Genomic DNA, 13,991 nt, shown 5'->3' with positions numbered 1-13,991 from the left:
CGTTGCCTTTCAATTCAATGCTTGCGGCCGGCAGCGATTTCCGCGCCGTAATGAAGTTCGAGGGCCGTCTTGACGACCAGCGTCACGAGGGCCAGCGCGGCGAGCAGCGACGCCACCGCGAAGGCGGCGACGAAATTGTACTCGTTGTAGAGGATCTCCACATGCAGCGGCATCGTGTTGGTCAGCCCGCGGATATGGCCGGAGACCACCGAGACCGCCCCGAACTCGCCCATGGCGCGCGCGTTACAGAGCAGCACGCCGTACAGCAGCCCCCATTTGATGTTGGGCAGCGTCACGTACCAGAAGGTCTGCCAGCCGGAGGCGCCAAGCGACAGCGCCGCCTCCTCGTCGCCGGTGCCCTGTTCCTGCATCAACGGGATCAGTTCGCGCGCAACGAAGGGAAAGGTCACGAAGATGGTGGCCAGCACGATGCCCGGCACGGCGAACAGGATCTCGATGCCGTGGCTCTTCAGCCAGGGGCCGAGCACGCTGCCCGCACCGAAGAGCAGAACATAGACCAGGCCCGAAATGACCGGTGAGACCGAGAACGGCAGGTCGATGAGCGTGGTGAGGAACGCCTTGCCCTTGAACTCGAACTTGGCGATGGCCCAGGCCGCCGCCACGCCGAAGACGAGATTGAGCGGCACGGCAATGACCGCCACTAGAAGCGTCAGCCGAATGGCGGCAAGCGTATCGGGATCGCCGAAGGCGGTGAAAAACTCCCCGCTCCCCTTTCGGAAAGCCTCGATGAAGACGGCGGCGAGCGGTAGCAGCAGGAAGAGCGCCAGAAACAGGAAGGCGATCGCCATCAGCGTATAGCGGGCGAAGGGTGCCTCGGTGGTCGGCGAGCGCAGGCGGCGGGGATTATGCGCCATGACCGTACCTCCTGCGGCTCCAGGCCTGAATGAGATTGATGACGAGCAGCATGACGAAGGACAGCGCCAGCATGATCGTCGCAATCGCGGTCGCAGCGCCGTAGTTGAACTCCTCCAGCCGGATGACGATGAGGAGCGGCGCGATTTCCGAAACGTAGGGGATGTTGCCGGCGATGAAGATGACGGAGCCGTATTCACCCACACCGCGGGCGAAGGCGAGGGCGAAGCCCGTCAGGATCGCAGGTGCGAGGCCCGGAAGCAGCACGCGGCGCACCGTCTGGAAACGGTTGGCGCCAAGCGTCGCTGCCGCCTCCTCCACCTCACGGTCGATCTCTTCCATGATCGGCTGCACCGTGCGCACCACGAAGGGCAGGCCGATAAAGACCAGCGCGATGACGATGCCGGTCGGGTTGAAGGCCGCCTTGATGCCAAAAACGTTCAGCAGCTGGCCGATCCAGCCGTTCGGCGCATAGAGCGCGGCAAGCGCGATACCGGCAACCGCCGTCGGCAACGCAAACGGCAGATCTACCACCGCATCAACGATACGCCGGCCGGGGAACTCGTAGCGCACGATGACCCAGGCGACGATGACGCCGAAGACGACATTGACGAGGGCTGCGATGAAGGCCGTACCGAAGGAAATCTCCAGCGCCTTGATCGTGCGTTCGTCGGCAAGGATTGCAAAAAATTCCTCCCCAGACAGGGAGGCGGAGCGCCAGACGAGGCCGGCGAGCGGGATAAGGATGATGAGGGTCAGATAAGCGAGCGAAAAGCCGAGCGTCAGTCCGAAACCCGGAATGACACTCGGCTGTCTCAGTCGCCACCGCACCGAAGCAGCAGCAGATGTCGTCAAAGGTCTCAGTTCCCCGGCTTGTAGATCTGGTCGAAGACGCCGCCGTCACCGAAATGCTCGGGCTGTGCCTTCACCCAGCCGCCGAAGATCGGATCGTCGATCGTCACCAGCTTAATGTCGGGAAGCTGTTGCAGCAACTCGGGCTTCACCACTTCCCGCTTCGACGGACGGTAAAAGTGTTTTGCCGCGATGTTCTGGCCTTCCTCGGAATAGAGGTAGGCGAGATAGGCTTCCGCCTGCTTGCGGGTGCCCTTGGCATCGACATTGCCATCGACGACGGCGACCGGCGGTTCCGCCAGGATCGAGATCGGCGGCGCGACGATGTCGAAGGAGTCCGCGCCGAATTCGGCACCGGCGAGATAGGCTTCGTTTTCCCAGGCGAGCAGAACGTCGCCGATCTGGCGCTGCGCGAAGGTGGTCAGCGAACCGCGTGCACCCGTGTCGAGAACCGGCGCCCGCTTGAAGAGCTCGGCGATGTAAGCCTTGATCTTGTCCTGATCGCCGCCGAATTCCTGGTTCGCCCAGGCCCAGGCTGCAAGGTAGTTCCAGCGCGCACCACCAGAGGTCTTCGGGTTTGGCGTGACGATCTGCACGTCGCCCTTTACCAGGTCGCCCCAGTTATGGATGCCCTTGGGGTTGCCCTTGCGCACCAGGAACACGATGGTCGAGGTATAGGGCGAGGAATTGTTCGGCAGCTTGCCACGCCAATCCTTGGCGATCTTGCCGCTCTTTTCGACGATGGCGTTGATATCGCTTTCGAGCGCCAGCGTCACGACGTCGGCCTCAAGGCCGTCGATCACCGCACGGGCCTGCTTGCCCGAGCCACCATGCGACTGCTGCACCGTGACGTCTTCGCCCGTCTCGGCCTTCCAGTGCTTTGCAAAGGCTTCGTTATAGTCCTTGTAGAGTTCGCGCGTCGGGTCATACGACACGTTGAGCAGCGTCGTTTCCGCGAACGCTGTCGTGACGCTGCCGAGCGCAAGCCCGACCCCGAGAAGCAAAGCCCCTACCCGTTTTACCAAAATCGACATCTCAACCTCCTGGATGCTTATCCCGTCTAAAACCCTATTGAATTAGTAGAGTTAGTCAACAATGCCCGGATAGTTCGCAAAACAGGTTCTCTTTCGGTGCGAAACCGGCAAAACGCGCATCGCCAAACACCCGCCGCATGGAACGGATATCGGGGGGAAACGCGCTCCCCGGAGTATATTCGTTCCGGCATAAATACGAAATCCGTCCGGTGGCGGCGCTGTTTCCGCTGAAATAACCGATTGCAAAATGCAATCGGTATTGCGATAAAGGGCCAACCGGATGGAGGAGATCACCATGAAGCCCGTTCTGTATGCCCACCCATTTTCGAGCTACTGCCAGAAGGTTCTGACGGCGCTTTATGAAAACGGCACCGAATTCGAGTATCGCATGCTCGACCACAATGACCCCGACACGCTCGCCGAGTTCGAGACGCGCTGGCCGATCAAGCGCTTTCCCATTCTCGTCGATGGCGATCGCACGCTCATGGAGGCAACCGTCCTCATCGAATATCTCGGGCTGTATTATCCCGGCCCGGTCAAGCTCATTCCGGACGACCCGAAGGCGGCAATCGAGGTGCGCATGCTCGACCGCTTCTTCGACAACTACATTTCGACGCCGCAACAGCGGATCGTCTTCAACTCGATCCGGCCGGAAACGGACCGTGACCCCTATGGCGACAACGAGGCACGCGAAATGCTGGCGCGCGCCTATGCCTGGCTGGACCGGCATATGGAAAACCGGCTCTGGGCCTGCGGTGATGCCTTCACCCTCGCCGACTGCGCCGCCGCCCCTTTCCTGTTCTACGCGGACTGGACGCACGCCATCGACCCGGCCTTCACCCACGTGCACGCCTATCGCAGACGCCTGCTGGCGCGGCCATCCTTTGCCCGCGCCGTGGACGAGGGCCGGCCCTATCGATCGTTCTTTCCGCTGGGGGCTCCCGACCGGGATTAGCCCGCCGGGCAGTGCCGGCGCTCGGCCTTTGTTGCCGCGCGCTCGATGCCGGTCACGATGAGCGACGACCCGCTTTGCTCGCGACGTTCGACACGGCCGGCCAGAACCAGACGGCCGAAATAGAGCGCGTCCGTGTCGCGGATGCGCTGCTGGTCCGCCTCGGAAAGCCGGCTGATGTCGGGGTAACTGCCTTTGAACGCCTGCCCGGTCGCCAGCTCCCATACGGTCGAGGATGGGCATGGCGCCTTGAAGCACCGAAGGCCGTTGTCACAGACGATGTATCTGCCTTCAGCCGCGGCAAGCGGTGAAGCGAGCAGGAACAGGAGGGCGATGACAGGCTTCAGGCGCATGCGGCATCCTCCGCAGGAATTGTGGCCAAATCGCCGTTACTTGCGGCCGTCTCGCTCATTGCGCATTTCGGCAAGTGCGCGGACCGCATCCCGCTGGCCGGTCTCGCCAAGGGCCTCGAAGAGGCGAAGCGCATCGTCGCGCAGGCCGAGATTCTTGTAGGCGTAGCCGCGCATCACCATAAGGTCTGTCGGCTCGGCACGCAGGTGTGCCCGCTGATCCAGGTAGACCAGCGCTTCACGATAACGGCCGGCCCGGAAGCTGCTGACCGCGCGGTCGGACAGGATCGCCAGCTGCAATTCGGCGCCGCGGCTGCGATCAAGCTTGGCCCTGGTGGCAGCCACGGCTGCATCGCTGGTCAAGCCGGCGCGAAGGTAGGCAAGGCTCTGGCCGTAGGCGGCATCGCTGCGCGTGCGCCCTTCCCCCGACAATGCCGCCTCGAAGGCCTGTGCTGCCTCCAGCGGCCGGTTGATCTCCATCAGGCACCAGCCGAGCGACAATGCGCTTGCCGGCGCCAGGCCGCGCGGATCACGCGTGCTGCGGCAATCCGTCGAGCCGCCGGCCCGTCGTGTCGTGCGCGCCGCGCGCTGTGGCCTTTCGGAGACTTCCTCGACCATTTCCCGCACGGGAACGTGGCGTTGGGTGCGGACAATGCGCGGCTCACGCTCACGCAGGACGGGCGCCGTGTCATCGGTCGTGTCGCGTTCGCCAAGCCGGGCGATGCGCTCCGACCGCCCGGCCCATGCCTGCTTGACCGCGGCGAGGCCGGCCTCGTCCTCAAGCCGCAGCCGCGCGACACCGAGACCATAGGCGGCCGGTTCGTAATCCGCCTTCCATTTCAGCACCAGCGCGAACCATTCCTCGGCCGTGGCCGGCTGGTCCATGGCGAGTGCATACCAGCCGAATTGCTCGCCGGTCTCCGGATGTTTTTCCTCGAGCGTGACCTGCGCGATGCGGTTCAGCACCTTGCCGTCGATCTTCTTTGGCGGATCGAGCGCCAGGAGGTTGGTGGTGGCGGCAAGGTAGGTCTGCATTGCCTGGTCGGAGCTGGTGCGCCAGGCATACATCACGTCCTCGGCCTCGGCCGGCATTTTTCGCGCCAGCAGGATCAGCGCCAGGCCCTGCGAGGCCGAAGCGGAGTCCTCGACGGCACGCGCCTTGCGGAAGAACGGTTCGGCCGCTGCATTCTGATCACGGCGCAAATGATACCAGCCGAGCAGAAGCGCGTCGGAAGCAAGCCCCTCGTCCGCCACCAGCTTTTCGACGATTTTCAGATAGGCGGGCGCTACGGTGAGTGTCGCGTCCTCATCCCCGTCGCCGACGAAACGGCGGGCGAGGTCGGCACGGATGGCGTCGAATTCCTTGACGCCGTCAGCGCCGGTCCGTTCAAGGGCAAGCAGGTCCTGCATGTCCGCATAATTGAGCAAGGTCGAGGCCTTCTGCACGCTTGCAAGCCGGATCGGCCCATCCGTGCAATTGGCCAGCATGTAGCCGTAGGCGTCTTTCGCACGCTGGACACGATCGGTCTTCACGAAAGCCTCGGCCACGCGCCACAGCACATCCGCGTCCGAGCAGGTCAGCAGGCTTGGCGTTTCAGCACCAAGGCGCACGACGTCCTCGCTGCGGCCGGCATTGGAGGCCGCCACCAGCTCGGCACGCTTTTCCGCCACGGCGAGGCGGTCGACAAGGTCAGCAGGCGGCGTCCATTGCGGGTCTTCCTGCTGGCGCTTGGCGATGGCCGCGCGCACGTCCGCATAACGCGACTGGCTGTACAGCGCCCACATGTCCTCAAGCTGCTTGTCCTCGTTGACAGGCACGGCGAGCGGGTTTTCCGGCGGTATCCAGGTGGGATAGAGCGTGCGCAGCCGGGCGATCTCGGCATTGAGCCGGGCCGTATCGCCGCGCGCCGCGAAGTAGCGTAGCGCGCTTTCGTCAACGACGGGCTTGTTCTGCGTGGTCTCGACCGCAGGTGTCGTCTGCGCCTGCCCGGCTCCGGCCTGGGCCAGCTCCACGCGCGGCCGCTTTGCCGACAGGGGTTGCTTATCGTCCTCGCCGGTGGCGACGCCGTGGGTGTCCGGTCCGAGACGCGGCAGGCCCTTCACCAGATCGTCAGGCACGCCGAAGGACACGCCTGCGACGCTGGCCGCGCCGGCGGAGACGAGGACGAGCGCCATAAGGATCGACTTCATCCCGAATTTCCTTCGGTACATCACTCACATTCGACTCCGGCTTGGACCGCGACGACACCATGCGTCAGGAACGCCGGGACATGTCGCCATGTCCCCCAAGAAGAGCCAACCAGCCCTGATAAAAGCGCGATAGGGTTAACCGCCGGTAAACAAGCCGATCAGGATTCTCGTCCGAAGCGCCGCAAAAGCCCCGACGTGGCGATACCGAGCAGGATCGACAGGACACAGAACACCGCCGCATAGGCGAGAATGTTGGAGGAGAGCCAGTTCGCGGCGACAAGCCGCATGTTGGCAAAGCTCCAGGGCTGGGTGGCGACGAATCGGGTGCGGCTTACCGCCCGCGTGTCGAGCGCTTCCGAACTCTTGCTGTCCAGGCTGACATGGCCGTCGAGTTGCTGCCAGCGAAGATCCTGCGCCACGGCGGCCATGCCGGCCTCAAGATCCGCACCGGTCGGCGCCGACAGCACCGTCCAAGTCGCCGTACGCTCGGGACTGTCGCCCTGTGCGATGAAGAAGCGTGCGGTATCGTCAGGCTCGATCGGCGCCTCCTCGCCCGGCAGCAGGCGAAGCGAGGAAATCGAAATATCGAGCGTCTCCTGCAACCAGGTTTCGAGCGCGGTAATCTGTCCGTTCCACGAGCCTTCCCGCACCCGTGATTGCCACGAATCGAACGTCTCCCGTGTCGCTTCCTTGCGCCCCTCGCCCGCGACCTGTGCCCCCCAGGAGGAGGCGCTTTCGGCAGCGATATGGGTCTGGCTGAGCACCAGCGGCGGAAGCTGGGAAATGGTGCCGATCAGGACCGCGTTGCGCTCACCGATCGCCAGCGCCGACGCTTCCGGCCGGACCAGCAGCGCGCGCCCGCTCGCAACCGCCATCTTGCCGAGGAAGGTGGCGCCCGTCGACAGCGTCGCGGCGTCGAGGCGATCGAGATAGAGCGCGGTCGGATCGGCCTGGCCATTGTAGGGAAAGCCGGTTCCCGAAAGTGCGGCGAGGTTCGGCAATTGCCCGATGCGGGCAAAGCGCGGCGTCCTGAACTCGGACGTATCGAAAAGCGCAAAGCGCGGCTCCGCCAGCGCGCTGGCGCCGGGCGCGCAGACCGTGTCCGCCTGGGTCATAAGAACCGCCTCGATATCGATACGGTTCGGGCCGGGCCGGAAATGCCGCATGGTCACGCGGATCGGCAGGTGGCGGAAGATGCCGCCATTGCGGTTGGTGATCGGCACCGTCGAGGCGATGTTGCCATTGACATAGATGTCCACATGGCTGCCGGGCAGCACCTCTGGCGAATAGGCCGCATCGAGCAGCAGCGTCGCCTCGCCATAGGCGTCGGCGTAGAAATCCGATGGAATGCCGAGATCGAAACCGGTGCGGAAACGGCGCCCGCTGAATTCGCTGGTGCGCGCGCCGAAGGAGGCCAGCGTGCGCGTGGTGGCACCGGTCAGGAGCGGCATCTCGCTGGCATTGCGCTGGCGCACGCTCAAGGCCTCGCGCGAAACCCCAAGCGGACGGTCGATCGGCGAGACCATGCCCTCCACCGCCCCTTCGATCGACGGCCAGTCCGGGCCGCTGACGACGAAGACCTTGCGGTCGCCGGCCGGCGCATCCACGAAGGTGGCGACGGCCGATGTCCGTGCCGTGGCAGGCAGGCCCGGCAGAAGGGGTGCGAGATCGCCGGCCGTGCCGACCAGCACCGTCAGTTCGCCGGCGGCGGCCGTCGCCGGCAGTGCATTGACGACGGAAAACGTCTGGTTCGGCATCTTTGCCATCAGCGCCAGGCCCTGGCTGAGACGCATCAACGCATTGGTGCTGGCGGGCTGGCCCATTTCCGGCACGACCATGACAAATTTCGTTTGCCCGGTCGGGCCGAGGCCGATGGCGGCGATATCGTCCGTCGTCAGCAACCGGCCACTGGTGTCCGCCGGCACGGTGAGATAGGTGCGCGCGGGATCGAGCGCCGTCCACAGGTCATAGGTCGAGCGGATCGTGCAGTCGGTGCGATGACGGTGGATGGCGTTGAAGCTGACCCGGTTGACGCCCGGCCGCAGCAAGCCGGGCGGAAGGTCGAAGCGGACATCCTTCGTCCCCTCCGCCGATTGCACCGGCATCTCCCCCACCATGACGTCGTTGACGATGACGGTGAGCCTGGAGGATTCGGGCGCGATCACGACGGCGTTGGAGTAGCCGAGGCTGATCGACGTCGCGCCGGCCGCCTGTTGCGGGGTCAGAAAGACCGGGAAGGACTGGCCGGCAGTTTCGCCTTCGAGAAGCAGCGACTTCGCGGGAATGATGTAACGCCGGGTGGCAAGGTCGGGCGTGGCCGCCTTCTTTTCCGACACCTTTACGTCCTTGGCGACATCCTTCGCCGTGACACCGGCGCCACCTTGCTCCGGCGTCTTTTCAACGCTCGGGCCGCGCTCCCCCGACATGTCGAAGGGCGTCGATCCCTCCTGTGCGAAGGCGACCGAGGCGGAAAGAGACAGGGCGAGGCCGAAGAGCACGGCCTTTGCGCTCACGGGCATCACGCCGCCTCCCCCTTGCGCCCGCCTCGCATGCTGCGCACCAGATAGAGAAGCCCGCGGCTGGTCTGGAAGACTGCAATGCCGAGAAACCACAGTGAACCGCGGAAGAGACCGGGATTGTAGCGCCGCGACACCTGGAAATCGCTCCACTGGTTGGAATTCGCAAAAATCAGGTCGGCAACGAGCGAATGGTGCCGCGCAGCCTGCGGCATGAAGCGGCAGCCGACGGCGACGACACTGCCAAGCGCCTCGACATTGCGCACATCGACCGGCAGCGCCTCTTCGTGTTCGGAGCCATAGGGCGTGAAGCGGAGGAAACAGTTTTCACCGACCGCGATGTCCGGCTCCAGCCCGAAGACCTGCACGCGCGCGCCATTCGCCGAGACATTTTCCAATGTCGAAGGATATTCGCGCTCGCCGGCCACGAAGGTGCAGCGGCGCTTGACCGTCACGCGTCGGCTGGATGCTTTCTCGCTGCGCTCCGAGACGACGCCGAGGGCACAGCCCGCAATGATGAGATTCAGCAGGTTCCAGCCGCCGACGACGAAGGTGACGTCCGCCTTGTAGGGTTCGGAATAGAAACGATAGATGCTCATCAGGAAGGCGATGAACAGAATGCCGAAGATGACGAAGAACGGTCGGCTGATCTCCGACAGGCGCGCCACCTTGATCGACTCGTCCTTCGCCGTGACCTTGAAGGTCGGCTTGGTCGGATTGAGCATGACCGAGACGACGGCCGGCAACAGGTGCACGCTCTGCACATATTCGTAGAGCTCGGAAATCCATGGCCAGCGGAACGAACCGTAGAGATAGTTCTGCATCATCAGGTTCACGAGCATGTAGGCGAGCGTATAGCCGAGGAACTCGCCGCCCGACGCCGTGAAGATTTCCAGATCGAAGAACAGGTAGAAGAGTGGCGCAAACAGGAAGATCGTGCGCGGAAACGGAAACAGCCAGAACAGCATCGACGACATGTAGCAGAGCCGCTGCGGCAGCGAGAGCCCGCGCTTGAACAGCGGGAAACGGAAACGCAGGATCTGCATCATGCCCTGCGCCCAGCGGCTGCGCTGGCCGATGAAGCTGGCGAAGGTCGCGGGCTGCAGGCCGGCGATCAGCGGCTTGTCGACATAGACGCTGTTCCAGCCGCGGGAATGCAGCGCCAGCGCCGTTTCGCAGTCCTCGGTGATCGAAAGACCGCTGAAGCCGCCGGCCTCGTTCAGCGCACGGCGGCTGAGCAAAGCGGCCGAACCGCAGAAAAAGGCAGCATTCCACTTGTCGAGGCCGCGCTGGATGATGCCGTAGAACATCTCGTTCTCGCTCGGCATCGTCTCGAACGTACGCAGATTGCGCTCCAGCGGATCCGGGTTCAGGAAGAAATGCGGCGTCTGGACGAGGAACAATTTGGGATCATCGGCATAGTAGCCGACCGTTTCACGCAGGAAATCCCGTGCCGGGGCATGGTCCGCATCGAACACGGCGATCAGCTCGCCCGTCGAATGTTGCATGCCGTTGTTCATGTTTCCGGCCTTGGCATGCTCATTGCGGGCGCGGGTGAGATAGTTGACGTCGAGGTCACGGCACAGCGCCTGAAGTTCCCGATGGCGGGCGGTCGCCGTCTGCGCCTCAATCACTGCGGCCGCATTGCGCTTCTGCTCCGTGCCACCATCGTCGAGCAGCCAGATCGTCAGCTTGTCCGCCGGATAGTCCATCGCCTTGGCAGCGGCGAGCGTGTTGGCGAGAAGGGCCGTATCCTCGTTGTAGCTCGGCACGAAGACATCGACCGAAGGAAGTGGCCCCTCGCCTGCCGCCCGGCTTTTGCGCGGTGGCAGCGGCATCGCGACCACGAAAAGGCTGAGCGCCAGCATCATCACGCTGTACATTTCGGCGAGGTAGAGCAGGAAACCGGGAATGAAGTTTTCGAGCTGGTTCAACGGCGGCAGCGTGCTGGTGGTGCGCCAGTAGACGTAGCGCAGCACGACGGCCGTGCCGAAGGCGAGCGCAATCAGCCGCCAGATGCCCTCGGCGCGCAGCACCTTGATCACCGCCATGAAGGTGACAACCGCAATGCTGGCAATGAGCTGCGTCTGCAAATTGATCGGCAGGGTGATCACAAGGATCACGAGGGCGGAGACAAGCGCCCAAAGAATGATCGTACCGGTATGTCTCATATGCCGTCCTTCGCCGTCATAGCGCCTGTCCGGAACCTTACGCACCATTATGTTAAGCAAAAATTAGGGCGCCGCGCCCAAAAAATCAATTACAGGTTGCCGATCCGGATGCATCAGCAACACAAACGGGTGACGGCACGACCACTGCTTCATCCCCCGTCACCGCTGTGCCGCCGGATGGCGAGGGAACCAGAACGGCCTTGTCCGTATCGATTGTGTCCACCGCCCGCACAGGCTTTTCTTCCGGCAACCGCCGTTCCCTGACACTGCGCTGCGGCGTCTCCACGCGCACGGCGACCGGAACCTTGCGGTCCTCGACAGCAACCCGCAGCGGTTCTCCGCCGCCGATCTGGCGATCGACTGAAGCCGGCGTGCCATAGGGGTTCCAGGTCTTGCCGGCAAAGCCGCCGACGATGGTGTAGCCATACATCAGTTCGACCAGGTCTTTTTCCGAAGCGCCCGACTGGCAGACCCTCAGACGAATCTGAAGCGTCCCGGAACTGTTCATCCGGTTGCGTTCCGCCTCGTCCGAGCGGACCTGCTGCCAGCCGTAGAGGCAGCCGTCATCGCCGGCGCCGCGCCCGTAGGCATAGCCGAACGGTCCGTAGCTGTTGCGCACGAAATTGGACGAGATCGCAATCGGACGCCCCCCGAAATAGCGCCGGATTTCCGACCGAATCGCTGAATGCAAGACCGGTTTGAAGGCAAGCGTACCGCCCGACATCGCCACCGTCTCCGCCGGACCGAAGGCCTGGATGCTCAGGAAATTCTGCCCCGATGTCGCCGCCGACGTGGAAAGCGCGACCTGCTGCTCGATCGCGTTGGTGTACTGGCGCTGGATCACGTTGACGATCGACAGCGTCCCTGGCGCGGGAAGCACCAGGGCGCTGGTGGCCGGAACCGTCGTAGACTGTGTCGCAACGCCGACACCCGGCCGTGCTGCACAGCCGCCGGCCAATGCCGCCGCCGCGGTCGCTGCAACAAGGGCCGCCCTACGGAACGCCCTGCCGCCACGATCAAAAAAACGAATCGCCGCCGAATCATCCATACAGCACTCATATTTCGCACTGACGCGAATAGGAATGCCCAGAAATAACGAGTCTACGGTGCCACCAGCTTCATGCAAGACAGATAGCTGCGACCGATGCGCACCTCGCTGCCGTCTCGAAGCTCCGCCGCCCATGCTCCGTGCCGCCCCCGGCGAAACCCCTTGATCGCCTCTGTGCGCAGGATCGTGCTGCGATGCACGCGGATGAACTGCTCCGCCGGCAGCCGGCTTTCGAGCGATGCCAGCGTCTCGTCAAGCAGGTAGGTTTCACCATCCGCATAGATACGGGCATAGTCTCGCTCCGCGTCGATGCGCGTTACACCGGCGGCAGCCACGCGCACCAGCCGGCCGCGCGAGCGTACCCAGAACGGTGGCAGGCCATTCTGGTCCTGCCGCACCGCCTGGCGAAGTGCCTCGAACGCCGCCGTCATCTCCGTCAGGCGCTCCGCCGCATTGCGCGTTGCAACGCGTTGCCGGACACGCGTGAGCGCCGCGGCAAGGCGGCCCTCCTCCACCGGCTTCGTCAGATAATCCACCGCATCGGCGGAGAAGGCGGGCAGCGCATAATGGTCGTAAGCCGTCACGAAGACGATGGCCGGAGCATTGTCCCTGAGCGCATCGACAACATCGAAACCATCGCCACCGGGCATCTGAACGTCGAGAAGCAGAAGATCCGGCGCATGCTCGCGCGCCGCATCTATCGCAGCGGTGACATCACCCGCTTGCGCGACCACACGCACGCCGCCGATCGATGTCAGCAGGCGTGAAAGACGCCGCCGCGCGATCGGCTCGTCATCGACGACGATCGCCGTCAAATCTATAATTTCCGTCATGAACGCACCAGCGGCAGGATCAGTGAAACAGCGAAGCGGCCCGGCCGGACATAGCCGCTCGAAAGCGTGGCGCCTTCCGAAAAATGGGTTGCCATACGGTCGGCAACATTCCTGAGCCCTATGCCCATGCCGGGCGGCAGTGTTCCCTTCATGTCCAAGGGCACGTCATTCTCGACTGTCAAGGCAAGGGCTCCATCCTTTACCTCGGCGCGTAGCGCGATCTCCACCGCGCCGCGTGTCGCACCGACACCGTACTTCACCGCATTCTCGAAGATCGGCTGAAGAATGAGCGGTGGGACACGAGCACTCCGCGCCGCGTCGTCCACCGAGAACACAACGTTCATGCGATCGGAAAAGCGCGTGCTTTCCACTGCCAGATAATCCGATTGCAAGGCCAGCTCCTCGTGCAGCGGAATGTCCTGCGTCGGATCAAGCGACAGGGTCTTGCGCAGGAAGCCGGAGAGCTGAAGCACCATAGCGCGCGCATTGATATTGGCGCCCTCCTCGATGAGCCCGGCCATCGAATTCAGGGTATTGAACAGGAAATGTGGATTGACCTGATAGGCAAGCGCGCGCATCTGCGCCGACAGGGCCTCCTCCCGCAGCGCCGCCATCCGGCGTTCGCCTTCGGCAAGCGCAAAACTGTAGCTGAGCGCGAGATAGAGGCAGCACCAGCCGAAGAACAGCGACATGCCGAAAATCAGCCCGAAGGCGAACTCGCGCGGGTCTAAAAGCGCCGGCTCCGGATAGACGCAAACAACATAGATAAGGAAATCGATGCCCGCCGAAATCGGCGTGGCGAGCAGGGAAAGGCCGAAGGCAGCCACAGCCTGCTGCCACAAGGGCCGGGCGAGCGTCCGTTTCAACAACCAGGTCATCCCGATAGTGAGCAACAGCGCAAAAGCGATCGACGCAAGCTTGCCCGGCGCCGATTCAACCGGATCGGTTCCGGCAATGGCCCACAACACGCTGGTCGACACGAATACGGCGGCCCAATAGGCGGCGGCAAGCTTGCGAATGGCCGCGCGCTGCTCCGCCCGCCCCCTTTCTCGTCCCTTGTCGCCCCGTGCTACCAGACCGAAGCCGGCCTCGGTCAGACTGGCCATTTCCTACCTCGCATTCAACCGCATCCTGACGGGACTATTTCTCGCAATGGCCCGACTGTCGATAGA

Annotated in this window: 11 protein-coding genes; 1 reads left to right on the top strand and 10 read right to left on the bottom strand. The window is 63.7% G+C overall.

Annotated elements, in window-relative coordinates; genetic code table 11:
* Positions 1-14: 14 nt before the first annotated feature.
* The 3 genes from cysW to AC1RT2_RS26610 are packed head-to-tail and all read right to left on the bottom strand — an operon-like array spanning position 15 to position 2,759.
* The gene (cysW, locus tag AC1RT2_RS26620) at positions 15-875 is read right to left on the bottom strand and encodes a sulfate ABC transporter permease subunit CysW (protein WP_069058216.1); all 861 of its coding nucleotides are present in this window, start codon (positions 873-875) and stop codon (positions 15-17) included.
* Complete coding sequence (gene cysT / locus AC1RT2_RS26615) at positions 865-1,728, bottom strand: sulfate ABC transporter permease subunit CysT (protein ID WP_069058215.1); 864 nt, start codon at positions 1,726-1,728, stop codon at positions 865-867. The genes cysW and cysT overlap by 11 nt, the downstream gene beginning before the upstream one ends.
* Before the next feature lie 5 nt (positions 1,729-1,733).
* Entirely contained in the window at positions 1,734-2,759 is a 1,026-nt protein-coding gene (locus AC1RT2_RS26610; RefSeq protein WP_493106835.1) for a sulfate ABC transporter substrate-binding protein, read from the bottom strand.
* Positions 2,760-3,054: 295 nt separating this feature from the next.
* Between AC1RT2_RS26610 and AC1RT2_RS26605 the strand changes: the two genes are divergently transcribed.
* A complete protein-coding gene (locus tag AC1RT2_RS26605; protein ID WP_069061329.1) occupies positions 3,055-3,714 on the top strand; it encodes a glutathione S-transferase family protein in 660 nt (219 codons plus the stop codon).
* On the opposite strand, the gene AC1RT2_RS26600 is transcribed toward AC1RT2_RS26605, so the two are convergent.
* The 7 genes from AC1RT2_RS26600 to AC1RT2_RS26570 all read right to left on the bottom strand — a co-directional run bounded on the left by AC1RT2_RS26600 (position 3,711) and on the right by AC1RT2_RS26570 (position 13,925).
* Positions 3,711-4,064 carry a hypothetical protein gene (locus AC1RT2_RS26600; protein ID WP_493106833.1) on the bottom strand — a complete coding sequence of 118 codons (354 nt, stop codon included), beginning with the start codon at positions 4,062-4,064 and terminating at the stop codon, positions 3,711-3,713. The genes AC1RT2_RS26605 and AC1RT2_RS26600 overlap by 4 nt on opposite strands.
* A gap of 36 nt (positions 4,065-4,100) precedes the next feature.
* A complete protein-coding gene (locus AC1RT2_RS26595; protein ID WP_493106831.1) occupies positions 4,101-6,251 on the bottom strand; it encodes a cellulose synthase in 2,151 nt (716 codons plus the stop codon).
* Positions 6,252-6,409: 158 nt separating this feature from the next.
* The gene (locus AC1RT2_RS26590) at positions 6,410-8,770 is read right to left on the bottom strand and encodes a cellulose biosynthesis cyclic di-GMP-binding regulatory protein BcsB (protein ID WP_493106830.1); all 2,361 of its coding nucleotides are present in this window, start codon (positions 8,768-8,770) and stop codon (positions 6,410-6,412) included.
* A complete protein-coding gene (gene bcsA, locus AC1RT2_RS26585) occupies positions 8,770-10,938 on the bottom strand; it encodes a UDP-forming cellulose synthase catalytic subunit (protein WP_493106828.1) in 2,169 nt (722 codons plus the stop codon). Before bcsA ends, AC1RT2_RS26590 begins: the two co-directional genes overlap by 1 nt.
* 85 nt (positions 10,939-11,023) lie before the next feature.
* The gene (gene bcsN / locus AC1RT2_RS26580) at positions 11,024-12,064 is read right to left on the bottom strand and encodes a cellulose biosynthesis protein BcsN (RefSeq protein ID WP_493106826.1); all 1,041 of its coding nucleotides are present in this window, start codon (positions 12,062-12,064) and stop codon (positions 11,024-11,026) included.
* Positions 12,040-12,819, bottom strand: coding sequence for a LytR/AlgR family response regulator transcription factor (locus AC1RT2_RS26575; RefSeq protein WP_493106824.1), 780 nt, complete (start codon positions 12,817-12,819; stop codon positions 12,040-12,042). Before AC1RT2_RS26575 ends, bcsN begins: the two co-directional genes overlap by 25 nt.
* The gene (locus tag AC1RT2_RS26570) at positions 12,816-13,925 is read right to left on the bottom strand and encodes a sensor histidine kinase (protein WP_069058208.1); all 1,110 of its coding nucleotides are present in this window, start codon (positions 13,923-13,925) and stop codon (positions 12,816-12,818) included. Before AC1RT2_RS26570 ends, AC1RT2_RS26575 begins: the two co-directional genes overlap by 4 nt.
* Between the last annotated feature and the right edge of the window lie 66 nt (positions 13,926-13,991).

This window comes from Shinella sp. GW821-FHT11G07, from assembly GCF_058808115.1.
The sequence above is the reverse complement of the archived record's forward strand: the minus strand, read 5'-3'. Positions and strand labels throughout refer to the sequence as shown.

Excerpts from the sequence above, each read along its gene's own strand:
- cysW (WP_069058216.1), bottom strand. The coding sequence starts at position 875 with ATGGCGCATAATCCCCGCCGCCTGCGCTCGCCGACCACCGAGGCACCC.
- AC1RT2_RS26610 (WP_493106835.1), bottom strand. The coding sequence starts at position 2,759 with ATGTCGATTTTGGTAAAACGGGTAGGGGCTTTGCTTCTCGGGGTCGGG.
- AC1RT2_RS26605 (WP_069061329.1), top strand. The coding sequence starts at position 3,055 with ATGAAGCCCGTTCTGTATGCCCACCCATTTTCGAGCTACTGCCAGAAG.
- AC1RT2_RS26600 (WP_493106833.1), bottom strand. The coding sequence starts at position 4,064 with ATGCGCCTGAAGCCTGTCATCGCCCTCCTGTTCCTGCTCGCTTCACCG.
- AC1RT2_RS26595 (WP_493106831.1), bottom strand. The coding sequence starts at position 6,251 with ATGAAGTCGATCCTTATGGCGCTCGTCCTCGTCTCCGCCGGCGCGGCC.
- AC1RT2_RS26590 (WP_493106830.1), bottom strand. The coding sequence starts at position 8,770 with ATGCCCGTGAGCGCAAAGGCCGTGCTCTTCGGCCTCGCCCTGTCTCTT.
- bcsA (WP_493106828.1), bottom strand. The coding sequence starts at position 10,938 with ATGAGACATACCGGTACGATCATTCTTTGGGCGCTTGTCTCCGCCCTC.
- AC1RT2_RS26575 (WP_493106824.1), bottom strand. The coding sequence starts at position 12,819 with ATGACGGAAATTATAGATTTGACGGCGATCGTCGTCGATGACGAGCCG.
- AC1RT2_RS26570 (WP_069058208.1), bottom strand. The coding sequence starts at position 13,925 with ATGGCCAGTCTGACCGAGGCCGGCTTCGGTCTGGTAGCACGGGGCGAC.